The organism is Pseudomonas sp. GW821-FHT07G06 (assembly GCF_058986625.1).
In genome coordinates, this window is record NZ_JBYSVW010000009.1 from 201167 (window position 1) to 226310 (window position 25144).

The window sequence follows — 25144 nt, forward strand, 5'->3', positions numbered from 1 at the left end:
GTTTTCCCGTAGTCGGGCGCTTTCAGATGGCTCCGGACCGGGCTGCGGCCATGACTGCCGCCATCTTGTTGTTGACGCCGAGCTTTTCGATAGCCCTGTGCACATGAAAGTTGACCGTGCGTTCACTCAAATTGAGGATCCTGGCGATTTCATAGGCCGTCTTGCCATCGGCCGACAGTTTCAAGACTTCGAGCTCCCGCCGTGACAAGTGGGGGACCTGAAGGCGAGCCGGTTTTTTCGGTTGCATTCCTATCGCCAACGCGTGCAGATGGCGACTGATGAACACCGAGAATCCAAGATTCTCGTACAGCTCATAGGCTGAAATCGGGCAATGACTTCGGGCCAGGCTGAGAATGCTGCACAGACCGCTTTCTTCATCGTGGATTGCTTGCGACCAGCCATGCGCCAAGCCTTGCTGTTGCAGCAGTTGCCATAACCACGGGGTTGCGCAGAAGAGCTCTTTGCTCCAGAGCACGGGTAGCATGGAGTGATTGCAATAGGCCGCTACGGGGTCAATCTCGCTGGCATTGCTTTGTTCATACTGTGTGTTCCAGTCATGTGGATAATTGTTCAGGTTGACGGGGCAGCAATCAGTGCGACTGTTGGCTGAAATGGTTGAAAAGGCACAAAATTTATATCCAAGGTTCCTGACGAAATTCAGTGATATTCGATAGGCCGTATTAATATCCTGTGTTTGAGAAAGCAGTTGAAGCTGTGACTCCTTCCAGATTTCCATATACGGGGTCTCCAACAGTATGTTCCGGGAGGGTGCTGAGTTTTGGATCCGAGATCCGGCACGTGACGGAGTGTAGGATATATCCGACAAATGTAGTTCGACGATTTTGCTCTTTTAACTGCTGAAAAAGTGTGTGTCAGGTTCTTAAGCCGTGTGTGAAATATAAAATGCCATTTGTCATTTTATATTGGCTGGTGTTTCTCTCATCGAATAATCAATAAGTTGCACACTTAATAACACTACAAAATGTCTGTGGTTACGCTGCCGTCTTTGCGGGACACTGGGGTATCTTTCGATTGGAGCCTTCCATGTCCGTCAGCGAAGAAAAATTTACCCGTCAGACCTTGCTCGAGGTTCATCCGTTGACGCCGAACCTGTTTACCCTGCGTGCCACGCGGGATGCGGGGTTTCGTTTTCGGGCGGGGCAGTTTGCCCGGTTGGGCGTCACCAGGGCTGATGGCAGCACGGTATGGCGCGCCTACTCCATGGTGTCCTCACCCTATGACGAGTTCCTCGAGTTCTTTTCCATCGTCGTACCGGACGGTGAGTTCACCAGCGAGCTCAGCCGGCTGGTCGTTGGCGACAAATTGCTGGTCGACCGCCAGGCCTTTGGCTATCTGACGCCGGACCGTTTTGTCGATGGGCGCGATCTATGGCTGTTATCCACCGGCACCGGCGTGGCGCCGTTCCTGTCGATACTGCAGGACTTCGAAGTCTGGGAGAGATTCGAGCGGATTATCCTGGTCTACAGCGTTCGTGAAGCCCGGGAGCTGGCTTATCAGGAGTTGATCGCGGGGCTGACGCAACGTGACTATCTGGCCGAGTACGCACACAAACTGCAATTCATCACCACGGTCACTCGTGAACAGCATCCTGGTTCATTGAACGGGCGGATCACCACGCTGATTGAAAGCGGCGAACTGGAGCGCACCGCGGGTGTTGCGCTGACGCCTGAACACTCACGGGTCATGCTGTGCGGCAATCCGCAGATGATCGATGACACGCGCAAGCAGCTTAAACAGCGGGACATGCACTTGAGCCTCAGCCGGCGACCCGGTCAGGTGGCGGTGGAAAACTTCTGGTAAAAAAAACGGCGCCTCGAAGGCGCCGTTTTTTATGCGGGTGCGGTCAAGGCCGGTTGTTCTGGACCTTGAGCAAGTCGCGGATCTCGCCCAGCAACTCTTCTTCCTTGGTTGGAACCGGCGGCAGGCTGGGGGCCACGGCCTCTTCGCGCTTCAGGCGGTTGATGGCCTTGACGCCTACGAAGATCGCGAGAGCGACGATGATGAAGTCGATGATGGTCTGGATGAATTTGCCATAGGCCAGCACCACCGCCGGCGTCGCACCCTCAGCTGCCTTGAGCGTTATGGCCAAATCACTGAAGTCCACGCCACCGATCAGCATCCCGATTGGCGGCATGACCAGATCACCGACAAACGATGTGACGATCTTGCCGAAGGCTGCGCCGATGATGATGCCGACGGCCATGTCGACCACGTTGCCTTTGACCGCGAAGGCCTTGAACTCGTTTAGCACGCCCATAGGTTATTTCCTTGTTACAGATGAGGTTGATGAACGCAGTGTAATTCAGCCAATCGCATTCTGCTCGAATCAACGGCCTGCCGTGCTTGCCAGCAATCGATCCGGGTGCTCATGGAAATCTCACCGATTGATTTCATCTGTGGGCCAGCCAGCCCGTCTGCGACGGTTCACCTACGGCTTTTTTTCAGCGATATGACTTGGCTTGTGTGAGCGAATCAGGTTGAAGGACCATCCTTGAGTTGGGGGGTTGAAACTGTTCGGGTAATTGTTAAACAAAAAAACGGTATTGAAAATTAATTGCGGCTGCAATGCTGTTAACTGTTTCGTTAGTTTGGAGTGCGCTTTGTATGAGTGTTTTTGAAGTTATGCATCAGGTGTGTAAATGATTAAAGTTTGTATAGGTTTTTAAGAGGGGTAGTAAGGCGCGTCTCAAGCATTTGTTGAGTGTGTTGGATAAAAACCTATACAAGGTTTTGTATAACGGTCGTATCTCAAGAAAAGCACGAATGTAATAAGGCAATTTGGAATCATCAAAGAGGTTACAAAATATCTGGCCGCACTCGCATGCCTCAGCTGAGCTATCATCGCGTTTTTTTCCGGGAGTTCCGATGGCCAAGGCCAAGCGCATGTACGGCTGCACCGAGTGCGGCTCAACCTTCCCCAAATGGGCCGGCCAGTGCGGTGAATGCGGGGCCTGGAACACGCTCACCGAAACCATGGTGGAAAGCGGCGGGGCAGCCGCCCCCAGCGGTCGTACCGGCTGGGCCGGCCAGCAGGCGCAGATCAAGACGCTGGCTGAAGTCAGTGTCGAAGAAGTTCCGCGCTTCTCCACCGCTTCCAGCGAGCTCGACCGGGTTCTGGGTGGTGGTCTGGTGGATGGCTCGGTGGTGCTGATCGGTGGCGATCCGGGCATCGGCAAGTCGACCATTCTGTTGCAAACGTTGTGCAACCTCGCCAAGAGCATGCCGGCTTTGTACGTCACCGGTGAAGAATCCCAGCAGCAAGTGGCCATGCGTGCGCGACGCCTGGGCTTGCCTCAGGATCAACTGCGGGTCATGACCGAAACCTGCATCGAAGCCATCATTGCCACGGCCCGTCAGGAAAAGCCCAGGGTGATGGTGATCGACTCGATCCAGACGATCTTTACCGAGCAACTGCAATCGGCACCGGGCGGTGTATCCCAGGTGCGTGAAAGCGCGGCGTTGCTGGTGCGTTATGCCAAGCAGAGCGGTACGGCGATTTTTCTGGTGGGCCACGTCACCAAGGAAGGCGCGCTGGCTGGCCCTCGGGTGCTGGAGCACATGGTCGACACCGTGCTGTATTTCGAAGGCGAGTCCGACGGCCGCCTGCGTCTGCTGCGGGCGGTGAAGAACCGTTTCGGTGCAGTCAATGAGCTGGGCGTGTTCGGCATGACCGACAAGGGCCTGAAAGAAGTCTCCAACCCGTCGGCGATTTTTCTGACCCGCGCCCAGGAAGAAGTTCCGGGCAGTGTGGTAATGGCGACGTGGGAAGGCACGCGGCCGATGTTGGTGGAGGTACAGGCGCTGGTGGACGACAGTCATTTGGCCAACCCGCGGCGGGTCACGCTGGGGCTGGATCAAAACCGGCTGGCGATGTTGCTGGCGGTGCTGCACCGTCATGGTGGCATTCCGACCCACGATCAGGACGTGTTTCTCAACGTGGTCGGCGGGGTCAAGGTGCTCGAAACGGCGTCCGATCTGGCGTTGATGGCAGCGGTGATGTCCAGTTTGCGCAACCGGCCGCTGCCTCATGATCTGCTGGTGTTCGGCGAAGTGGGGCTTTCTGGTGAGGTGCGACCGGTGCCGAGCGGTCAGGAGCGTTTGAAAGAGGCTGCCAAGCACGGCTTCAAGCGGGCCATCGTGCCCAAGGGCAATGCGCCGAAGGAGGCGCCACCGGGGTTGCAGATTATTGCGGTAACCCGTCTGGAGCAGGCCCTCGACGCACTCTTCGAGTAACGCCTGTCTCCCCGTAGGAGCTGCCGCAGGCTGCGATCTTTTGATCTTGCATTGAAAAGATCAAAAGATCGCAGCCTGCGGCAGCTCCTACACAGGGGTAGGTTCAGATTTCGATCAGCGCGCCCAGCTCTCGCTCGAGTTCGACCTCGTCGCCCAGGTTGAGCTCGATCAGCCGCCGCAGCTGTTCTATGGATTCCAGACTGATGTGCAGGCAGACAAAGCCGAGTTGGCCATGGTCATCGTGGGCCAGTTGCGCATCCATGGTGATGTCGACGTCCTCACTCAGATGAATGTCGACCAGAAAATCCTGCTGCGGATTGCCCAACCAAGGATCGGGCCGCTCAATCAGCAACCCCTTGAGCGACAGATCAATCAACTTCACCGGCCAGGTGGACTCGCCCTGGCTCAGCTCGGTTCGGGCATCGAACGCAATACGTTTGAAGCGGCGACGTTCGGCAGGGTGCTCGCTCATGGCACGATCCTCGTAGATGTACGCTGACTATAGACCTGCATTCTTCAAGGCTGCCAGCGCTGGCAGGTGTCCAGACCTATGTCGGGGTATGGCCTTTGTCGTCAGGAGCGCTAAACTCGGGGTGGCTGTCTTTCTTGTCCACTCTGGCTGGAATAATAAAATGAAAAATAATAATAGCCCGCTACGCCATCTGCCCTGGCTGGTGCTGGCAATCGTAGGTGCATGCGCCCTGGGTGTCGTGGCATTGCGCCGAGGGGAGGCAATCAATGCCTTGTGGATTGTGGTCGCTGCCGTGGCCATCTATCTGGTCGCATACCGTTACTACAGTCTGTTCATCGCCAACAATGTCATGCAACTCGATGCGCGACGGGCCACGCCGGCTGTGCTCAATAACGATGGTCTGGACTACGTGCCGACCAACAAACACGTGCTGTTCGGTCACCACTTCGCGGCCATTGCCGGTGCGGGGCCGCTGGTCGGCCCGGTACTGGCGGCGCAGATGGGCTACCTGCCCGGCACGCTGTGGCTGATCGCCGGTGTGGTGCTGGCCGGTGCCGTTCAGGACTTCATGGTCCTGTTCATGTCCACCCGCCGCAACGGCCGCTCCCTGGGCGACATGGTCCGTGAAGAAATGGGCCGCATCCCCGGCACCATCGCGCTGTTCGGCTGCTTCCTGATCATGATCATCATCCTCGCGGTGCTGGCGCTGATCGTGGTCAAGGCCCTGGCCGAGAGCCCATGGGGCATTTTCACGGTAATGGCGACCATCCCGATCGCGATGTTCATGGGCATCTACATGCGTTACATCCGCCCGGGTCGCATCGGTGAGATCTCGGTGATCGGCGTGCTGTTGCTGCTGGGTTCGATCTGGCTCGGCGGGCAGATTGCCGCGGATCCGGTGTGGGCCAAGGCGTTCAGCTTTACTGGCGTACAAATCACCTGGATGCTGATCGGCTACGGTTTTGTCGCGGCGGTGTTGCCGGTGTGGCTGATCCTGGCGCCCCGTGACTACCTGTCGACCTTCCTGAAAATCGGCACCATCGTCGCCCTGGCCATCGGCATCCTGGTGACCATGCCCGAGCTGAAAATGCCGGCCCTGACCCAATTCATCGACGGCACCGGCCCGGTCTGGAAGGGCGGTCTGTTCCCGTTCCTGTTCATCACCATCGCCTGTGGCGCGGTCTCGGGTTTTCACGCGCTGATCTCTTCCGGTACCACGCCGAAGCTGCTGGATAACGAAACCAATGCCCGCTACATCGGTTACGGCGGCATGCTGATGGAATCGTTTGTGGCCATCATGGCCATGGTCGCCGCGTCGGTGATCGAGCCTGGTGTGTACTTCGCCATGAACAGCCCGGCGGCCGTGGTCGGCGGTGATGTGGTGGCCGTTGCGACAGCCGTCAGTAACTGGGGTTTCGCCATTACCCCGGAAGCCCTGCAAGCGGTGGCCCATGACATTGGTGAAACCACCATCCTGGCCCGTGCCGGTGGTGCGCCGACCCTGGCGGTGGGGATCGCGCAGATCCTGCACAGTGTTCTGCCGGGCGAGAACACCATGGCGTTCTGGTACCACTTCGCGATCCTGTTCGAAGCGCTGTTCATCCTGACCGCAGTCGACGCCGGTACCCGTGCCGGGCGCTTCATGCTCCAGGACCTGCTCGGCTCGTTCGTGCCGGCCCTGCGCCGCACCGAATCCTGGACCGCCAACCTGGTCGCCACCGCCGGTTGCGTGGCCATGTGGGGTTATCTGCTGTACCAGGGCGTAATCGACCCGCTGGGCGGCATCAACACCTTGTGGCCGCTGTTCGGCATCTCCAACCAGATGCTGGCCGGTATTGCGCTGATGCTCGGCACCGTCGTGCTGATCAAGATGAAACGCCAGCGCTACATTTGGGTGACCCTGGTGCCAGCCATGTGGTTGCTGATTTGCACCACCACCGCCGGCTTCATCAAGCTGTTCGATGCCAACCCGGCGATCGGTTTCCTCGCCCTGGCGAAAAAATACAGCGACGCATTGGCTAACGGCCAGATCCTCGCCCCGGCCAAGGACATCACGCAGATGCAACACGTGATCTTCAACGCCTACACCAACGCCACGCTGACCGCGCTGTTCCTGTTCGTGGTGTTCAGCATCCTGTTCTATGCGCTCAAGGTCGGTATTTCCGCCTGGGGCAGCAAAGAGCGTACGGATAAAGAAGCGCCATTCCAGGCTCTGCCGGAAGCGTGATCGAGGATTTGCATCATGTTCAATGACCTGAGTCGCCTCGGTAAATACCTCGGTCAGGCCGCGCGCCTGATGGTCGGCATGCCCGACTACGACAACTACGTCGAGCACATGCAGAGCAAGCACCCGGACAAACCGGTGATGAGCTACGAGATGTTCTTCCGCGAACGTCAGGAAGCCCGTTACGGTGGCAAGGGCGGGCCGAAGTGCTGTTGATCCGGCTTTCGGATTAACGGCAATCCCTGTGGGAGCGGGCTTACTCGCGAAAGCGGTGTGTCATTCAACATTCATGTCGACTGACACGACCCCTTCGCGAGCAAGCCCGCTCCCACATTTGTTCTGTGTTGTGTTTTCATCTTGTGAAAAAGGAGATCCAGTTTGTCCTCCCCCATCCCGGTCACGATCCTCAGCGGCTTCCTCGGCGCCGGCAAGACCACCCTGTTGCGCCACCTGCTCAAGGCCGAGCACGGCCTGAAAATCGCCGTGATCGAGAACGAATTCAGTGACGCCGGTATCGATACCCAGTTGTTGGGTGATGAACCGGTCCAGGTGATGACACTCTCCAACGGCTGCGTCTGCTGCACCATCCATACCGACCTGACCAAAGCGCTATATCTGCTGCTCGAGCGTCTGGACCAGGGCGACATTGCCTTCGACCGCCTGGTGATCGAATGCACCGGACTGGCCGATCCTGCACCCGTGGCGCAAACCTTCTTCATCGATGAAGAACTGCGCGAGCGCTACATCCTCGACGGCATCATTACGCTGGTCGACGCGGCACATGCCGACTTGCACCTGACCCAGACCATCGCCCAGGCGCAGATCGGTTTCGCCGACCGCTTGCTGGTGAGCAAGCGCGATCTGGTAGACGAGCCGACCTTCAGCGCGTTGAGCGAGCGCCTGACCCGCATCAACCGTCGCGCCCCGATCCGCGTGGTCGACCACGGCAAGATCGACCTGGCTGAATTGCTGGATGTGCGCGGTTTCAATCTCAACGCCGACCTTGGTGGCGGTGTGAGTTTGCGACCGGTCAGCCTGGCACCGTCCATCGATCGTATTTCCAGTCTGGTCCTGCGCACTGAAAAGCCGCTGGATATCGACAAGCTCAGCGAGTTCATGAACGAACTCCTGGAAGAGCATGGCAAGCAGTTGCTGCGCTACAAAGGCGTATTGAACATCCTCCACGAACCACGGCGCATGGTGTTTCAGGGGGTACTGAAGCTTTATGGTTTCGACTGGGATACCGAGTGGGCTGAAGACGAAGTGCGCGAGAGCGTGATCGTGTTCATTGCTGACGATTTGCCGGAAGAGAGAATTCGTGAGGGGTTTGCACGGGTGGCGGCGGCGTGAGGTTTTTATGGCGTCTATGAGGACGCCATCGCGGGCAAGCCCGGCTCCCACAGGTTTCTGGTTGAACACAATTTCTGTGCTCATCCTCGAACACTGTGGGAGCGGGCTTGCCCGCGATGCAATCTAGCCGGCAACACAATGTTCACGGGTTGTATTGAGCAGTGTCTGTTCCAGATGATCCAGATACCGGTTAATCAGCATGGTCGCTGTCGCAGTATTTCCACGTTCAACAGCATCAATAATCGCCAAATGATCCTGCCAGGCACAACAACTGTGCATCTGCTCCTCACACTGCGCAATCGCCAACGAAGTCAACGGGACAAGGCTCTCAAGAAAATGCGCTAGCGGTGCATTTCCCGCCATTTGTGCCAACTGCAAATGAAACTCTCCCGACAAACGAATCGCCCGGCCACGCTCGGCGCATTGACGCTCGTTTTCGACCAGTGTCCGCAGGTGCTTCAAGTCTTGCGCGCACGCACGCTGACCGGCCAGGCGCAATAGCATGATCTCGGCCAGCCGCCGGGCATGCAGTGTCTGCCGGGTCTGCTCGACATCAGGCTCGGTGACGCGGGGACGATGGTTGGCGCGAAGGAGGATGATGTGCTGATGGGACAGGCGCATCAGCACCTCACGCATGTCGCTGCGTCGAGCACCGAACATCTGCGCAAGGCTTTCTTCCGTAAAGCGACTGGCCGCATGGATGCGCTGTTCGAAAATGGCCTCGAGGACCCGTGAATACAGATCATCCACTGAAGGACGGACGGGCAGGGTGGCGAGTGTTTGTGGCGAGGCGAAGCTGTTCATGGCCGATCTCCAGTTCGAAGAGGTTTCAACTGCCGAGGTTGTCTTCCGGGATGTTCAGTTCGATGCCCATACGTTGGCCTTCGCGCAGAATATGCCGGCGCATCTCGGCGCTGGCCTGGGCGCTGTTCTTGCTGCGGATGGCCCGCACCACGGCTTCGTTTTCTTCAAGTCGCTCGGCCAGATGCTCCGGAGAGTTGCGCAACACTTCGGCGCTTTGCTTGAGGGCATTGCTGGTTTGCTGCACCACACTCTGGAAGATCGGGTTCGACGTCAGCGTGAACAGTTCTTCGTGGAACGCGATATAGGCGGTTACGCCGGCTTCACTGTCATTGGCCTCCAGGGCTTCGCGCATGTCCATCAGGGTCAGGCGTAGTTGCCCGACCTCCTTGCTGCTGATGGACTGTGCGACGAGGCCGACGATGAATGGCTCAAGGGTGTAGCGCAGTTGCAACACGTCTTCCAGGCTCGCTGCGGCCACCGCGCTGTCATGCGCCTGGCTGTCGGCCAGATTGGCTTCGAGCACCACCACGCCTTTGCCCGGCATCGAGCGCACCAGTCCGAGGGTTTCCAGAACGATGACGGCTTCACGCAGGCTCGGACGGCTGATCCCCAGTTGTTCGGCCAGTTCACGTTGCCCCGGCAGCATTTCGCCGGAGCGCCACTGACCTCGGGCCAAAGCGGCCCGAAGTTTTTCTACCACTGAGTTGACGACGGTTGATGAGGTAATCACTTGTTCGCTCCATGAGCCGTGCCTGCGGTCGGCAGGCACGGCGATCATTCAGAATTCTTTGGCTGCCGCTTGAGCAACCGGTTTTCTCGGCTGAAAGGTGTAACCGGCCTGACCGGAAAGTACCTTGTTCGCCCGCTGCACATCGATGTCCTTTTCCCAGCGCGCGATGGCCACGGTCGCCACACAGTTGCCAATCAGGTTGGTCAGCGCCCGGCCGATGCCCATGAACCAGTCCACGGCCAGCACCAGTACCAGACCCACCACCGGAATTGCCGGAATGGCTGTCAGGGTGGCCGCCAGAATCACCAGTGCCGAGCCGGGAATACCGTGGGCGCCTTTGGATGTGATCAGCGACACCAGCAGAATGGTCAGCAGGTCAGTCATGGCCAGCGGCGTGCCGGTGGCGTTGGCGATGAACACGATGGCCAGGGTCAGGTAGATCGAGAAACCGTCGAGGTTGAACGAGTAACCCGTTGGAATCACCAACCCGACCGTCGAACTGCCGATGCCCAGGTGCTCAAGCTTGCGCATGATTTGTGGCAGCACCGCGTCGGACGAAGCGGTGCCCATGACGATCAGCAGTTCTTCACGCAGGTACTTGAGCAGCGGCCACATCTTCAAGCCGGAAAGGCGCATCACCAAGCCGAGAATCAGGGCCACGAAGGCAACACAGGTCAGGTAGAAGAGACCGACCAGGCTGCCCAGGTGCTGCAGCGAATCCAGGCCATATTTGCTGGTGGTGAAGGCGATCGCACCGAATACACCGATCGGTGCCAGTCGCACGATCATGCCCATGATGCGGAAGATTACGTGGCTGAGTTCATTGATCAGCCGCGAAATCCCCGATGCCGCCTCGCCCACCAGGTTCAGGGCACTGCCGAACAACACTGAAAACAGCAGGACCTGCAGGATGTTGTTATCGGCAAAGGCACCGATCACCGAAGTCGGAATCAGGTCCATCAAGAACTGCGTAGTGGTGTGCATGTGCTGACTACGCTGGGCAATATCGCCCATGTCGGCTGCGGAAAGCTGCTCCAGGTGAATGTTCGCGCCGCTGCCGATACCGGTGCTGAAGGCGAACACCAGGCCAATCACCAGGGCGATGGTAGTCAGCACTTCGAAGTAGATCACCGATTTCAGACCGATGCGCCCGACCTTTTTCAGGTCGCCGGCACCGCTGATGCCGCTGACCACCACGCAGAACACGATCAAGCCGATGAGCATCTTGATCAGCTTGATGAAGCCGTCGCCGAGGGGTTTGAGTTGGGCGGAGTATTCGGGAAGGGTCAGCCCGCAGACGATGCCGAGCACCAGTCCGAGAACCACTTGAAGGAAGATTGAACGCGAGCACCATCTGAGCATGGGAGGAATCCTGGTCGGTGTCCTGGCTGCCGTGTGCGGGGCACATCAGATTCAGGACTTAATTATTGTGGTCTTACCGGTATGTCCAGTGCGGGTGCAGTTTAGGCGCTGATTTTGGTGGGTCGCAAGCGAAATTTACAAAATTGGCATGACCGGTCTTACCAGTTGGGCGCATTGCCCCGGCCTTGAGCGGTTACCGGAAAAGTTTTTTGCAGACGGTTGAGGCTGCCCGGAAAGGAAGCCTGCGGGCTACACGTTGAAAGTCGCGCTTTGATATTTTTTAGACGTTGATGTGCGGCTCAAATGGAGCTTGAGGGACTTTTCTTTCGAGGATGCTCAGGATGAAAGTTATCTTCGACCGTTCTTCTGTTTTGCCAAGATAAACATAGGGCGAGCCGTTTAACTTAAGTCCGCCCACGTAATGGTTTTCTTTTGTCTTGAGCGAGATTGGCGAGTGAGTATCCGGTAAGTTATCCAGCGTCACGGGTTTGCCTTGAGGGTTGAGCAATATAAAAGTTGTCGGCTCGTCAGTGTATGTATTCATGCCTTCGAAAGTATCCAGCGCGTTCTCGGTGATGAACCGATTGTAATACTCCCCGTTATTTTTTATTGTAAGTATGTAACCGTCAGGAGTATGCAGAAAGTGCAGTTTCAAGCTTGTTACCTCACCGATCTGCTCGTTGGGTCGTATGCCGAGCACGTGGGAGTGGTCCTGGGTCTGCGGTCTGCCTGTGTAAAAGCCGCCGCTGAACAGACGTATCGTGGCCAGCGCCGGTTTGCCATGGAGCACTTCAAGAACGTTCACTTTATGGTCAAACATTCTCAGTGTTGCGATAAAGGATTTTTCAGTATTGCCATTCATGATATGACCCGTTCGTAATTTTTTGGATTGAATCGGGTATCAGATTAAGCGGTTTTTGTAGGTGGCAGGATTTGAGAGTGTTGCAAGGATTTTGGATTTGTAAGTGCTTGGCGGTCTTCGCAGGTGATTTCGATTTATTAGGCGTTATGTTTTGTTAGTGCCTGTCGCTTATTAAACTCCAGGCAATAAAAAACCGGCCATCTCTGGCCGGTTTTCATTACTGCGGTTTAGCGGGGCTGATTAAGCGCCGTACACCGGCAGCTTCTTGCAGATAGCTTTTACTTTCTCACGAACGGCGTCGATCACCGCTTCGTTGTTCAGGTCAGCCAGGATGTCGCAGATCCAGCCGGCCAGTTCCTTGCACTCTGCTTCCTTGAAGCCACGAGTGGTCACGGCCGGAGTGCCGAAGCGCAGGCCGGAGGTGACGAACGGGGAGCGTGGATCGTTTGGCACGGAGTTCTTGTTCACGGTGATGAACGCTTTGCCCAGAGCGGCGTCGGCGTCTTTACCGGAGATTTCCTGCTTGATCAGCGACAGCAGGAACAGGTGGTTTTCAGTACCGCCGGAAACCACGTCGAAACCGCGCTCGATGAATACGCCGGCCATGGCCTTGGCGTTTTTCACCACTTGTTGCTGGTATGCCTTGAACTCAGGCTGCAGCGCTTCCTTGAAGCAGATCGCCTTGGCTGCGATCACGTGCTCCAGCGGGCCGCCCTGGGCACCCGGGAATACCGCGGAGTTCAGCTTCTTCTCGATGTCGGCGTTGGCGCGAGCCAGGATCAGGCCGCCACGTGGACCGCGCAGGGTCTTGTGGGTGGTGGTGGTCACGACGTCAGCGAATGGAACCGGGTTCGGGTAGACGCCAGCGGCGACCAGACCGGCCACGTGGGCCATGTCGACGAACAGGTACGCGCCAACCTTGTCGGCGATTGCACGGAAGCGCGGGAAGTCGAGGATCTGCGAGTAGGCAGAGAAACCGGCCACGATCATTTTCGGCTTGTGCTCAACGGCCAGGCGCTCGACTTCGTCGTAGTCGATCAGGCCGTTGGCGTCGATACCGTACTGGATGGCGTTGTACAGCTTGCCGGAGGACGAAACGCTGGCACCGTGGGTCAGGTGACCACCGTGGGCCAGGCTCATGCCCAGGATGGTGTCGCCAGCCGACAGCAGGGCCAGGTAAACGGCGCTGTTGGCTTGCGAGCCGGCGTGCGGCTGAACGTTGGCGTAGTCGGCACCGAACAGCTCTTTGGCGCGGTCGATAGCAAGCTGCTCGACGATGTCGACGTACTCGCAGCCACCGTAGTAGCGCTTGCCCGGGTAGCCTTCGGCGTACTTGTTGGTCAGTACCGAGCCTTGAGCTTCCATCACAGCAGGGCTGGTGTAGTTTTCCGAAGCGATCAGCTCAATGTGCTCTTCCTGGCGCTGAGCTTCTTGCTCCATGGCGGCAAAGAGATCGGCGTCGTACTTGGCAATAGTCAAATCACGGCTGAACATGGCGGTCCTCAGGGATCGGGGGCGGAAAAGGGGGGCATTCTAACCCAATGGGTTTTAGATGGCATATGAAACGGCATCATGTCGCAGACAAGTGGCGTTCATGACCTCAAAGTCAAAAACATCGCAGCCTGCGGCAGCTCCTACAGGGAAACGCATTCAAATGTAGGAGCTGCCGAAGGCTGCGATCTTTTCAGGTTCAACACCGAGTTTCAGTCAAACATGAACAGCGCATCATTGCTGAACTGCCCTTCAAACCGCCCCGCCGGCATCGGCCGGCCGAACAGATACCCCTGCACCTCGTCGCAACCATGTTCCCTCAGAAAATCAAGCTGCTCGTGGGTTTCCACACCCTCGGCGATCACCGCCAGGTTAAGGCTGTGGGCCATGGCGATGATCGCCCGGGCGATCTGCGCATCCTGTTCGCCCGACGGCAATCCGTCGACGAAGGTGCGGTCGATTTTCAGTACGTCGATCGGGAACTGCTTGAGGTAGTTGAGCGATGAGTAACCGGTACCGAAATCGTCGACTGCAATGCTCAGGCCTAGGTTCTTCAGGCCATCGAGGATCTGCATCGCCTCGCTGACTTCGCGCATCAGGATACTTTCGGTGAGTTCCAGTTCCAGGCACGCCGGCGGCAGGCCGGTTTCCTTGAGGATGGTGGCGATTCGCGTACCGAGCTGGCCGTCGGAGAACTGCCGCGCCGAGATGTTCACCGACACCTTCGGCACCCGTACCCTGGCCTGATGCCAGGCCTTGAGTTGACGGCAGGCTTCGCTGATCACCCAGTCGCCGACATCCACCACCAGCCCGAGCTCTTCGAGCACCGGAATGAAATCCCCCGGCGGCACCAGCCCGCGGCGGGGATGACGCCAGCGCAGCAGCGCCTCGGCACCGGTCAGGCGCTTGCCATCGCCGCTGAACTGCGGCTGGTAATACAGCACGAATTCGTTCTGTTCCAGGGCATGGCGCAAATCGCTTTCCAGTTCCAGTCGCTCCAGGGCGCTGGCGTTCATGTCCGCCTGATAGAACTGGAAGTTGTTCTTGCCACGCTCCTTGGCGTGGTACATCGCCGTGTCGGCGTTCTTCATCAGCTGGCTGAGCTCGTTGCCGTCCTGCGGGCTCAGGGCGATGCCGATACTGGCCGTGACGAAGAACTCGCGGCCCTCGAGCACAAAGGGTTTCACCAGGCTGGCGAGTATCTGTTCGGCCACATGAATGGCCCGGTTCAGGGCGATTTCACGGTTGGCTCGTGGTTGCAGGAGCAAGGTGAATTCGTCACCGCCCATGCGCGCCACCGTGTCGTCATCGTCGACGCAACCAAGCAGGCGCGTGGCCATCTCCTTGAGCATGCGGTCGCCGGCGGCGTGGCCCAAGGAGTCGTTGATCGGCTTGAAACGATCGAGATCGAGGAACATCAGCACCACCCACGACTTCTGTCGTTCGGCCGATTGCAGTGCCGTGTGCAGGCGATCCTGAAACAGCGTGCGGTTGGGCAGGTGGGTCAGGGCGTCGTAGTAGGCGAGGCGATGAATCCGCTGCTCGCTGGCCTTGCGCTCGCTGATGTCGCTGAAGAAACACACATAACTGGCCAGGTCGCCTTCGTCGTCGAGTACGGCGGTAATCCCGACCCAGGCCGGGTAGTGCTCGCCATTGCGGCGCTTGAGCCAGACTTCGCCTTCCCAGGTACTGTGCTGGCCCAATTGCTTGAGCACATAACGCAGATGCGCTTCCTGCTGCTCGTCGACGGTCAGCATGTTCGGCAACTGGTCGAGCACCTGTTCCACGGCATAGCCGCTGACACGGCTGAAGGCTTCGTTGGCCTGGACGATGTAGCCGGCCGGGTCGGTGATCAGGATCGCCGAGGTCGAGTGCTCGAATACCGTGGCGGCCATGCGCAAGTCTTTTTCGGCCCGGCGTTGCTGGCTGATGTCGCGGCCGACGCCGAGCACGCCTTCGAACGTCCCGTGTTCGTCCCAGACCAATACCAGGCGCAGTTCGATGGGGATCTTGCGCCCGTCGGCCCGCAGGCAATCGAACAGGAACAGTTGGGTTTGTACCTGGTTGCGTAACACGGCCAGTTGGTCTGGCTGATCCAGCGCCTTGCTGACCCGGTCCATCAGGTGGTAGATGCCGGTCAGTTGTTGCGGGTTGGCGATGGTCGATTGCCAGCCGTTCTGGAAAATCCACTCGGCGTCATAGCCCAGCACGGCTTGCACCGATGGGCTGACGTAATTGAGGTTAAGGCGGCTGTCAGTGGAGAAAATCACGTCGCTGATGCTTTCGGCGAGCATGCGGTAGCGCTGCTCGCTGTCGCGCAGGGATTCGCTGGCTTCGATCTGGTCGGTGATGTCCTTGGCCACGCCGATGATCCGCGTGACCTGGTCCTCGTTGTCCCGCGCCAGTGCCTGCTCGCGAATCTCGAAGCGACGCCACTGGCCGTCCCGATGGCGGAAACGCAACTGACACTGCATCAACTGGTGATAACCGGCCTGGCGCTGGACCTGGCGGGAGCGGTGGTAATAGTCGGCGTCTTCGGGGTGCAGGAGGATTTCCCAGAAGTATTCGCCCATCTGGTGCAGTTCGGTACGGTTGTAACCCAGCGTCTGGCCTAGATGGTGGTTGCTGTAGATCATGCGCTGGCTGATCACATCCTGCACATACAGGTGATCCGGTACGGTGCGCACCACGTCCGACCAAAACCCTTCGCGCTCCTGCAACGACAGTTCGATGAGCTTGCGGCTGGTGATGTCGGTGATGCTCAAAATCACCGATTTATAATCGTCCTGGGTTTGCGGCAGGCGCAGTACCAGCCACAGGTGCTGGTCGCGCCCGCCGGCATCCTGCAATTTGATTTCCAGCTCAAGCTGTTGCTGCTGGTTGAGCACCGCGTCGAGCACCTGGTTGCCGATGGCGGTGCCGTCCAGCGGATGGCCGTCGATCAGCAGCTTCCAGGCTTTATGGGCGTTATCGACATTGAGCAACTGCAGCGCGACCTGGTTGACCTCGGTGATCCGCAGCTCCTGCAGCAGTTGCCGGCGTTTTTCCGGGATCGCCAGCCACGCTTGCAGTTGTTCGCTGTCCTGCAGTTGTGCCTTGTCGAAAAAGCTCTTCAGCCCGGACATGTCGAGGACACACAAGGCCACGCCGGTGCCTTCGAAAATGTCCTGATAACGTCGGCGGCCTTCATTCAATTGGCGTTGACGCCGGCGCATGTTCAGCAACGCGATGAACGGCAGCATGGAAAACGCCAGGCCCAGCAGGCATTTGCCGATGAACGCCGGCAGCAGTTCTTCCAGTACGCGCTGACGGTCAAACAAGCCGCGCAATTGCCAATCGCTGTTGCTCAGCGGAACCGTCAGCACACTGTTGGCGACATCGTCCTCGGTCAGTGTGCCCGGATTGACCGAGGGCAGCCCTTCGTCACGGCTGATGATCTGATGATTGATGCGGTTTTCCACCAGCCACAGCGGACGGCTGCCCATCTCGCTTTGCTTGGTCAAAGTGGAAAAGAAGGTCGGTGTCAGGCGCAAGGCCCAGTAGCCCCGGGAACTGCCGCTGGCCTGATGCAACAATAAATGCACCACGGAACCATCGGTGGCATTGCTGAAGTAGTGCGCCTGGGCGTGGCTGCGGCGTACCAGTTCACCCAGGTAGTCGCTGTCATCGCTGTCGGGAGCGCTGTCACTGATGATTTTCCCCGAGGGGCTGAGCAAGGCCAGGCTGCGCAGTTCCGGTAGGGACTGTTGCAGTTTGCGCAGCAGGGCCTGCAGCTCATCGGCATCCTGCGGTTGCTCTACGATGGGCAACAGGTTGAGGGCGATCTGCGCGTTGAGTGCCATGTTCAGGCTGACCTGAGCGGCCAGATCGGCGGTGTAGTCGATGGTGTACTGGCGCTGGTTTTTCTGGGTTTCGCGCAACTGATCGAGCAACTGCCAGAACAGCAATGCCAGCAACAACAATGCAAGTGTCGCCAAGGTGCCCTTCAAGGTCCCGCGCAGGGGGGAGCCGGGCGCTATGGTCGGCGCACTGGAAGTCAGGGGCGGAGGGACATTGGACAAGCTGTAATCCTGCGGTTTGGCTGGACTGGCGCGACGTGCACTATAAGCCGGACGCCCGAAGGGCGGCTAGCATGCCTTGAGTTGTGGCGAAGTGCCAGCCCCAGCCCGTCGGCTGGACTGCCATCGGTCATTAAGGTAGCTTTGCCGGTTACGCGGGAGCGTTCCAGCTCCTAGACTCAGGCTTTTTCAGCGCGCACGTATTGATAGCCTCAAGCGAGCGACGCGCACAGCCTGGCCAGGCATCACCTGCGCCCTAATCATTCATCAGTCACTGACCCTAGGTTCTCCATGGCTCAATACGTATTCACCATGCATCGGCTGGGCAAAGTTGTTCCGCCGAAGCGGGAAATCCTGAAAAACATTTCTCTGTCGTTCTTCCCCGGCGCCAAGATCGGTGTCCTCGGCCTCAACGGTTCGGGTAAGTCCACGCTGCTGAAAATCATGGCTGGCGTTGACACCGAATTCGAGGGCGAAGCCCGTCCGATGCCGGAGCTGAACATCGGCTACCTGCCGCAGGAACCACAACTGGATCCGACCAAGACCGTGCGTGAAGTGGTCGAGGAAGCGGTCAGCGTGATCAAGGACGCCCAGGCGCGTCTGGACGAGGTCTACGCGGCCTACGCCGATCCGGATGCCGACTTTGACAAGCTGGCCGCCGAACAGGCCAAGCTCGAAGCCATCCTGCAAGCCAGCGACGGCCACAACCTGGAGCGCCAGCTGGAAGTCGCCGCCGATGCGTTGCGCCTGCCGGCCTGGGATGCCAAGGTCGAACACCTGTCCGGTGGTGAAAAACGTCGCGTGGCCCTGTGCCGCCTGCTGCTGTCCGCCCCGGACATGCTGCTGCTCGACGAACCGACCAACCACCTGGACGCCGACTCCGTTGCATGGCTCGAGCATTTCCTGCACGACTTCCCGGGCACTGTGGTTGCGATCACGCACGACCGTTACTTCCTGGACAACGTCGCTGGCTGGATTCTGGAACTCGACCGCGGCGCGGGCATTCCGTACGAGGGCAACTATTCGGGTTGGCTGGAAGCCAAGTCCGATCGTCTGGCTGCCGAATCCAAGCAGCAGTCGGCTCATGAAAAGGCCATGAAGGAAGAACTGGAGTGGGTGCGCAAAGGCGCCAAGGCCCGCCAGTCGAAATCCAAGGCTCGTCTGCAACGCTTCGAAGAAATGCAATCGCAGGAATTCCAGAAGCGCAGCGAAACCAACGAGATCTACATCCCGGCCGGTCCGCGCCTGGGTGACAAGGTCATCGAATTCAAGAACGTCACCAAGGGCTACGGCGATCGCGTGCTGATCGACAACCTGTCGTTCTCCATGCCGAAAGGCGCCATTGTCGGCGTGATCGGCGGTAACGGTGCCGGTAAGTCGACCCTGTTCCGCATGCTGATGGGCAAGGAAACGCCGGATTCGGGCAGCATCGAAGTCGGCGAAACCGTGCAACTGGCTTGCGTGGACCAGAGCCGCGAAGACCTGGACGGCAGCAAGACGGTGTTCCAGCAGATTTCCGACGGTTCCGACCAGATCCGCATCGGCAACTACGAGATCCCGTCGCGCACCTACGTCGGTCGCTTCAACTTCAAGGGCGGCGATCAGCAGAAGTTCGTCAAGGACCTGTCCGGTGGTGAGCGTGGTCGCCTGCACCTGGCCCTGACCCTGAAAGAGGGCGGCAACGTCCTGCTGCTCGACGAACCGTCCAACGACCTCGACGTTGAAACCCTGCGTTCCCTGGAAGAAGCCCTGCTGGACTTCCCGGGCGCTGCCATTGTGATCTCCCACGACCGGTGGTTCCTTGACCGCGTCGCGACGCACATCCTGGCGTACGAAGACGACTCGCAAGCGGTGTTCTTCGAAGGCAACTACACCGAGTACGAAGCCGACCGTAAAAAGCGTCTCGGCGAAGCAGCTGCCCAGCCGCATCGTGTACGGCACAAAAAACTGGCCTGATATCGGGTTGGTTGCATAAAGAGCGGAGCCTTCGGGCTCCGTTTTTTTTGCCTGTGCTTTTTCAATGACACCGAGTCGCGCCATTCGCGAGCAGGCTCGCTCCCACATTTGAATGCGTTTCCCTGTGGGAGCGAGCCTGCTCGCGAAGGCGGTATTCCTGATGGTGCAGGAATTGAATGGTGAATCCCCATTCAGGTGCAATATCAGGCTAAAAAGCAGTCTGTTTTATATCCTGTGCACCATTTAATTTCATGAATGCGACATTTTGCTCTGTTCTTGTGCGCGAATCGTTTGTTACAGTCCGGCTCAATCTCCTCCAACGACAATAAATTTGCCGAGACTTTTCCATGATCGAATCCGTCGAATCCTTCCTTGCGCGCCTGAAAAAACGCGACCCGGATCAACCCGAATTTCACCAGGCTGTCGAAGAAGTCCTGCGTACCCTGTGGCCCTTTCTTGAAGTCAATCCGCATTACCTGACCTCCGGCATCCTGGAGCGCATCTGCGAGCCGGAGCGGGCGGTGGTGTTTCGCGTGTCGTGGGTCGACGATCAGGGCAAGGTCCAGGTCAATCGTGGTTTCCGCATCCAGATGAACAGCGCGATCGGTCCGTACAAGGGTGGCCTGCGTTTTCACCCGTCGGTGAACATGGGCGTCCTGAAATTCCTCGCCTTCGAACAGACCTTCAAAAACTCCCTGACTTCACTGCCCATGGGCGGCGGCAAGGGTGGTTCGGACTTCGACCCCAAAGGCAAAAGCGACGCGGAAGTCATGCGCTTCTGCCAGGCCTTCATGAGCGAGCTGTACCGCCACATTGGCGCGGACGTTGACGTGCCGGCCGGGGATATCGGTGTCGGCGCGCGGGAAATCGGCTTCCTGTTCGGTCAGTACAAGCGCCTGAGCAACCAGTTCACCAGCGTGCTGACCGGCAAAGGCCCAAGCTACGGCGGCAGCCTGATTCGCCCGGAAGCCACCGGTTTCGGTTGCGTGTACTTCGCCGAGGAAATGCTCAAGCGCCGCGGTCTGGCCGTGGAAGGTAAGCGCGTAGCGATCTCCGGCTCTGGCAACGTCGCGCAATACGCGGCGCGCAAGGTCATGGACCTGGGCGGCAAAGTGATTTCGCTGTCCGACTCCGAAGGCACGTTGTATTGCGAAAGCGGTTTGACCGAGGAGCAATGGCTGGCGGTGCTGGAACTGAAAAACGTACAGCGCGGACGCATCCGTGAACTGGCCGGCCGTTTTGGCCTGGAGTTCCGCGCAGGTGAGCTTCCGTGGAGCCTGAGCTGCGATATCGCGCTGCCGTGCGCGACGCAAAACGAACTGGATGCCGAAGCCGCTCGCACCTTGCTGCGCAACGGCTGCATTTGTGTGGCCGAGGGTGCGAACATGCCGACCACCCTGGAGGCGGTGGACCTGTTCATCGAGGCCGATATTCTGTTCGCGCCGGGCAAGGCGTCCAATGCCGGTGGCGTGGCGGTGAGCGGGCTGGAGATGTCGCAGAACGCCATGCGCCTGGCGTGGACCGGTGGTGAAGTGGACAGCAAACTGCACGCGATCATGCAGTCGATCCACCACGCCTGCGTGCATTACGGCGAAGAGAATGGCCGGGTCAACTACGTCAAGGGCGCGAACATCGCCGGCTTCGTCAAAGTTGCCGATGCCATGCTGGCCCAGGGCGTGGTCTAAGCCGGTTCGATACGGATCACTTCAATCAGTTGATCCCCGGCAGGGCGCTGCCACAGCACTTCATCGTTGAGTCGTGCACCGAGCAGTGCCCGGCCCAGCGGTGAACCCCAATTGATCAGGCCGTGGGCGGCATCGGCCTGATCTTCGCCCACCAGTTGTACCCGGCGTTCGGTGGCGTGTTCATCGGCGTAGGTCACCCAACTGCCGATCTGCACTTTTTCGGTCGAGGTCGCGGCGGGCACCACCTGAGCACTTCCCAAACGCTGCTTGAAGTAGCGTAAATCACGCTCGAGATCGGCCAGGCGCTGCTTGTCGGCCTGCTCGCCTTTTGCCGATTGTTCGGCGTGCAGGGCTTGCAGTTCGGCGACTTTGCCCTGCAACAGGCTCAGGCCTTGCGGCGTCACGTAATTGGGCTGCGCGCTGACCTGTCGTTCGACAGGCTGATCGGCCTGCGCGGCAGCGTTATCTTCATTGACGAAGGCTCGGCTCATGAAATTCTCCCGATATAGGATTTGGGCCATGGTCGCAGGCATTTGGTTTCACTGGATGTCTGAAAGCGACTTACGGCGAGCGATAGGCCCGGGCAGCGTCCTGGTCTTTCTGCTGCTGCCAGGCTTTGTCCCGTTCTTGCAGATGACTGTTGCGCCCATCCCCGCTGTCCTGGTTATCCCGCATGGCCTGGCACTGGCGAAAGCCATCGCCCCAGCCTTCGGCGTACAACGGATCCTTGAGGTAGCGCGGGACATTCTTGCGGAACTCGCCAGTGATCGCCCCGGCGGCCTGCCGGCCACTGCTGCAACCGTCATCGAAGCCATCGGCGAAGGCGGGCGGGTAACCTTTGGCGAGCAGGTCATCGTGGGTTGACTGGCAACCTGCGATCAGCAACAACACAGCCAACCATCCTGCAGGCCGCCACATTTCACTCTCCGAGGCCGATAAGCGGCTGATAGGGAAAGTCTAGAAGTGGATTCGTCGGGCGTCACATAACCTGTGTGGGAGCGAGCCTGCTCGCGAAGGCGGTGAGTCAGTCCAATAGATGTTGGCTGACACTACGCCTTCGCGAGCAGGCTCGCTCCCACAGGGATTTGCGGTGCGTTTGGGTCAGTAGTGATACCACTTCAGCTCAAGCATCACTTCGTTCTCGGCCGTCGCCAAATGGCTGAACTCGCGCTGGGCGCTCAAGCGCAGCCCGAGATTGCGGGAGATTTCCCACTGCTGATTCAGGCTCAAGCTGCGGCGCACTTCACCATTGGTGAAGTAATCGCCCTTGGCTTCGAGGCTCAGATTGCCCAGCGGGTTTTTCCACAGCACCCCACTGTTGAAACCGGCGGCCGGCGCGATGAATTCGGCGAAGTCGTTGTTGTGCTCGATGCGCACAGTGCCCAGGACAAATCCGAGCATGTCCTCGCTCAGTTGCCAGGTTCCACCACCACCGCCGTTGACATGGCTGACCAGGGTTTGGTCATCGTGCTTGCCCGGCACCCGTTCCAGGCCACCCGTGACTTGCCATGACAGCGGTTGCAGCAATTCGTTACGCGGGGTCAGGGAGCGAATGGTTGCCAGGTCCAGTTGCTGCACCTGCCAGTCGTTGCCTTCGTACTGGCGCAGTTTCAATTGCAGGATTTCGATCTGCGCGCCAAGGGGAAAGCTTTCGCTGTTGTCATTGAGGTCGTGATAGGCCATGCGCAAGCCGTACTCGCCAAAGGCCTTGTCTCCAAGGGTGCCGAGACCGAGCTGCCAGGTGCGCGACTCGTGACCGTCTTCGGGCAGGCCGGGTTGCGGGATATTCAGCTCCGGCGCCGGGTTCTGGTTGATCGCCCGCAGCAGTTCGAAGCTGCGCTGGGCGCGCGCCGGATCGCGTTCCTGGCCGTTGGCGCGATAGCGCTCCAGGCGATAGGCGGCATCGATGATCAGCGCCTGGCGGTCGCGGGGCTGAGCCTTGAATGTCGGATCCTGCAATCGATTCTGGTCGGCGCTGACTTTCAGCACCCATTGCTGCTCTTCAGGGTTCAACGGCTCGGCGCGACTGAGCAACTCGCGCTCCCGGGACGGGCGATACTGGATCGATTCCACCAGTCCGGCCGCTTTCACGGCCTTGACGGTGTCGGTGGGGATGGCCGTGAGAGGGAATTGCTCGGTCAGGCGCAGGCCCGGGCGAGCCACTTGCAGCAGTTCCAGCAAGCGGTACGAGCAGTTTTCATCGAAGAAGAAATAGTCGAATTTGATCTGCTTCAGCTCCCAGACATGCTCGACCATGCGCGCGGTTTCCTGTGGGGTCAGGTTAAGGCGGTACTCCCACAGGTCGCGGTTTTCCAGGCTGCGGTATTCCGAGAGCTTCTCCTGATAGGGCACCATTGCGAACAGGCCGGGATAACCGCCCATCAGGCCTTTCCAGGCATAAATGATGCTGTTGTCCGAGCCCTCGATGTAGGCGCCGAAGTTGATCGCGTAACTGAGCAGCGAAGTCTTGTCGCTCTTCACTTCGGCCTGGTCGATGCGCAGCAGGGTATGGCCGAACATCGAGGAAGGGCTGTTCAGGTAGGCCGCCGGGAATATCATCACCGCGCTGTCGGGCGAGACGTCCTTGAACCATTGTTTGAACGCTGCGCAGTCCGGCGTTGGCAGACCGGTCAGGTCGAGTTGTTCCTTGAGCCAGCGGGTACGGGCCGGGTAGACGCACTGCGCGTGTTGTTCACCGGCACTGGCCGGAGCGTACAAGGCTTGTACAGTCGCCGCCAGTTCATGGTCCGGATGTTCATTGCCATCGGCGGCGAGGAAGAATTTCCGGTCGCTGACATAGCTGCGCCAGCCGCCGAGCTTGGCGGTTTCGTAATGGCCCAGGGATATCCAGAAAGGGTCGTTGGCCAGTTGCTGCAAACGTTGTGGATCGATGTGAGGCGCGGCGGACAGCGGGGCGCAGACACACAGCGCCAGCCAGGCAAGGCGTTTGAACATAGTCGGCAACTTAAACAGGAAAAAAACAGGACCAGCGCAATTGTTGTCCTTCACCTGTAGGAGCTGTCGAGTGAAACGAGGCTGCGATCTTTTGATCTTTTAAAAACAAAGATCGCAGCCTCGTTTCACTCGACAGCTCCTACAGATGGTTGGCATTACCCGAAAAGGGGGCAGGTCCAAAAAACAAAACCCGCTTCCCGAAAGAAGCGGGGCGGGTCGAGCTTAAGCTTGAGTGGCGTACTTGGCCAGACGAGGGTCGGCTTTGAGCACGGCCAGGGTGTTGGTATGCACATCTTCGGCAGTCACGTCAGCCTTGCTGAAGATCTGCTGGAAGTGCTCGTGAGTGACAGCGGCGAAGTGCGCACGGTCTTCCGGCGCTACGCCCAGTACCACGGCATAGGTGGTCAGCGCTTCGCCCTGACCCTTGGCCATGTCTTCGGACAGCTCGTTCATCATGCCGTTCATGGCAAACCAGGATTTGCCGCCGTAGGTCAGCGACGCATTGGTTGCGCAACCGTTGGTGCCGGATGTCATGCCGAAGGTTGCGTTGCCGGAAGTGCCGTTGGTGGTGGATGCCAGGAAGTGAGCCGGAGTACCACGCTGGCCTTCGAACAGCATGTTGCCCCAACCGCAATCCGGGCCGCCTGGCGCCTGAGCCATGGCGTTGATGGATACAGCGGTGAAGAGAGTACCAAGAAGAATCCGTTTCATAGCTTTGTTCTCTTTATGTGCATACCAATTTGACAAGGGGTTCTGGCCCGTCTGGTGCCAGTGGGCCGGTCATTAGTCCAGCCGCGCAGTTTGGAGTTTAGGCACGATCGCGGGGTTCCGTGATTTTTTGCAAAACATTCATGGGAAACGTCGGCGCAAGCCCGGCCCGCCTGGGGTTGGCCGATTGACGATGCTCAGGCCTGCGGCGCTCCTTGCCAGTCGGGCATGGG

Annotated in this window: 20 protein-coding genes; 7 read left to right on the forward strand and 13 right to left on the reverse strand. The window is 58.8% G+C overall.

Annotated elements, in window-relative coordinates:
• Positions 1 to 22 precede the first annotated feature (22 nt).
• Positions 23 to 736 carry a helix-turn-helix transcriptional regulator gene (locus AC3WJW_RS17110; RefSeq protein WP_493726761.1) on the reverse strand — a complete coding sequence of 238 codons (714 nt, stop codon included), beginning with the start codon at positions 734 to 736 and terminating at the stop codon, positions 23 to 25.
• 308 nt (positions 737 to 1044) lie between these two features.
• Between AC3WJW_RS17110 and AC3WJW_RS17115 the strand changes: the two genes are divergently transcribed.
• Positions 1045 to 1821, forward strand: coding sequence for a ferredoxin--NADP reductase (locus tag AC3WJW_RS17115; RefSeq protein WP_493726762.1), 777 nt, complete (start codon positions 1045 to 1047; stop codon positions 1819 to 1821).
• Between the two features lie 43 nt (positions 1822 to 1864).
• Here the strand turns inward: AC3WJW_RS17115 and mscL are convergent, their stop codons facing one another.
• Positions 1865 to 2278, reverse strand: a complete 414-nt coding sequence (gene mscL, locus AC3WJW_RS17120) for a large-conductance mechanosensitive channel protein MscL (protein ID WP_493726763.1) — start codon at positions 2276 to 2278, stop codon at positions 1865 to 1867.
• 608 nt (positions 2279 to 2886) lie between these two features.
• Between mscL and radA the strand changes: the two genes are divergently transcribed.
• Complete coding sequence (gene radA, locus AC3WJW_RS17125; RefSeq protein ID WP_007981045.1) at positions 2887 to 4254, forward strand: DNA repair protein RadA; 1368 nt, start codon at positions 2887 to 2889, stop codon at positions 4252 to 4254.
• 103 nt (positions 4255 to 4357) lie between these two features.
• Here radA and AC3WJW_RS17130 read toward each other — a convergent pair whose 3' ends face one another.
• Complete coding sequence (locus tag AC3WJW_RS17130; RefSeq protein WP_493726764.1) at positions 4358 to 4726, reverse strand: PilZ domain-containing protein; 369 nt, start codon at positions 4724 to 4726, stop codon at positions 4358 to 4360.
• A 160-nt stretch (positions 4727 to 4886) separates the two neighbouring features.
• Here AC3WJW_RS17130 and AC3WJW_RS17135 point away from each other — a divergent pair, with 160 nt between their 5' ends.
• From AC3WJW_RS17135 to yjiA, 3 genes are all read left to right on the forward strand, one after another.
• The gene (locus tag AC3WJW_RS17135; protein WP_493726765.1) at positions 4887 to 6953 is read left to right on the forward strand and encodes a carbon starvation CstA family protein; all 2067 of its coding nucleotides are present in this window, start codon (positions 4887 to 4889) and stop codon (positions 6951 to 6953) included.
• A 15-nt stretch (positions 6954 to 6968) separates the two neighbouring features.
• Positions 6969 to 7166: a YbdD/YjiX family protein gene (locus AC3WJW_RS17140; RefSeq protein WP_008052036.1), complete on the forward strand. Its 198-nt coding sequence runs from the start codon at positions 6969 to 6971 to the stop codon at positions 7164 to 7166.
• 162 nt (positions 7167 to 7328) lie between these two features.
• Positions 7329 to 8300 (forward strand): GTPase, encoded by a 972-nt coding sequence (gene yjiA / locus AC3WJW_RS17145; RefSeq protein ID WP_493726766.1) that lies wholly within the window; start codon positions 7329 to 7331, stop codon positions 8298 to 8300.
• Between the two features lie 123 nt (positions 8301 to 8423).
• On the opposite strand, the gene AC3WJW_RS17150 is transcribed toward yjiA, so the two are convergent.
• The 6 genes from AC3WJW_RS17150 to AC3WJW_RS17175 all read right to left on the reverse strand — a co-directional run bounded on the left by AC3WJW_RS17150 (position 8424) and on the right by AC3WJW_RS17175 (position 17610).
• Complete coding sequence (locus AC3WJW_RS17150) at positions 8424 to 9104, reverse strand: GntR family transcriptional regulator (RefSeq protein WP_493726767.1); 681 nt, start codon at positions 9102 to 9104, stop codon at positions 8424 to 8426.
• Between the two features lie 25 nt (positions 9105 to 9129).
• Complete coding sequence (locus tag AC3WJW_RS17155) at positions 9130 to 9834, reverse strand: FadR/GntR family transcriptional regulator (protein ID WP_493726768.1); 705 nt, start codon at positions 9832 to 9834, stop codon at positions 9130 to 9132.
• 48 nt (positions 9835 to 9882) lie between these two features.
• On the reverse strand, positions 9883 to 11196 hold the full coding sequence (locus AC3WJW_RS17160) for a C4-dicarboxylate transporter DctA (RefSeq protein ID WP_102702058.1): 1314 nt from the start codon (positions 11194 to 11196) through the stop codon (positions 9883 to 9885).
• A gap of 280 nt (positions 11197 to 11476) precedes the next feature.
• Complete coding sequence (locus AC3WJW_RS17165) at positions 11477 to 12058, reverse strand: hypothetical protein (RefSeq protein ID WP_493726769.1); 582 nt, start codon at positions 12056 to 12058, stop codon at positions 11477 to 11479.
• A gap of 240 nt (positions 12059 to 12298) precedes the next feature.
• Positions 12299 to 13552 (reverse strand): serine hydroxymethyltransferase, encoded by a 1254-nt coding sequence (gene glyA, locus AC3WJW_RS17170; protein ID WP_102701738.1) that lies wholly within the window; start codon positions 13550 to 13552, stop codon positions 12299 to 12301.
• A 209-nt stretch (positions 13553 to 13761) separates the two neighbouring features.
• Complete coding sequence (locus tag AC3WJW_RS17175) at positions 13762 to 17610, reverse strand: sensor domain-containing protein (RefSeq protein ID WP_493726770.1); 3849 nt, start codon at positions 17608 to 17610, stop codon at positions 13762 to 13764.
• Positions 17611 to 17898: 288 nt separating this feature from the next.
• Here AC3WJW_RS17175 and ettA point away from each other — a divergent pair, with 288 nt between their 5' ends.
• Entirely contained in the window at positions 17899 to 19563 is a 1665-nt protein-coding gene (gene ettA / locus AC3WJW_RS17180; protein WP_007970893.1) for an energy-dependent translational throttle protein EttA, read from the forward strand.
• Between the two features lie 347 nt (positions 19564 to 19910).
• The gene (gdhA, locus tag AC3WJW_RS17185) at positions 19911 to 21248 is read left to right on the forward strand and encodes an NADP-specific glutamate dehydrogenase (RefSeq protein WP_102701736.1); all 1338 of its coding nucleotides are present in this window, start codon (positions 19911 to 19913) and stop codon (positions 21246 to 21248) included.
• Here the strand turns inward: gdhA and AC3WJW_RS17190 are convergent.
• The 4 genes from AC3WJW_RS17190 to AC3WJW_RS17205 all read right to left on the reverse strand — a co-directional run bounded on the left by AC3WJW_RS17190 (position 21245) and on the right by AC3WJW_RS17205 (position 24914).
• Complete coding sequence (locus tag AC3WJW_RS17190; RefSeq protein WP_493726771.1) at positions 21245 to 21739, reverse strand: GreA/GreB family elongation factor; 495 nt, start codon at positions 21737 to 21739, stop codon at positions 21245 to 21247. The genes gdhA and AC3WJW_RS17190 overlap by 4 nt on opposite strands.
• Before the next feature lie 70 nt (positions 21740 to 21809).
• Positions 21810 to 22166: a hypothetical protein gene (locus AC3WJW_RS17195; RefSeq protein WP_493726772.1), complete on the reverse strand. Its 357-nt coding sequence runs from the start codon at positions 22164 to 22166 to the stop codon at positions 21810 to 21812.
• A gap of 183 nt (positions 22167 to 22349) precedes the next feature.
• Entirely contained in the window at positions 22350 to 24203 is a 1854-nt protein-coding gene (locus tag AC3WJW_RS17200) for an Lnb N-terminal periplasmic domain-containing protein (protein WP_493726773.1), read from the reverse strand.
• Positions 24204 to 24425: 222 nt separating this feature from the next.
• Positions 24426 to 24914, reverse strand: coding sequence for a DUF3015 domain-containing protein (locus AC3WJW_RS17205; protein ID WP_007970900.1), 489 nt, complete (start codon positions 24912 to 24914; stop codon positions 24426 to 24428).
• Positions 24915 to 25144: the final 230 nt, after the last annotated feature.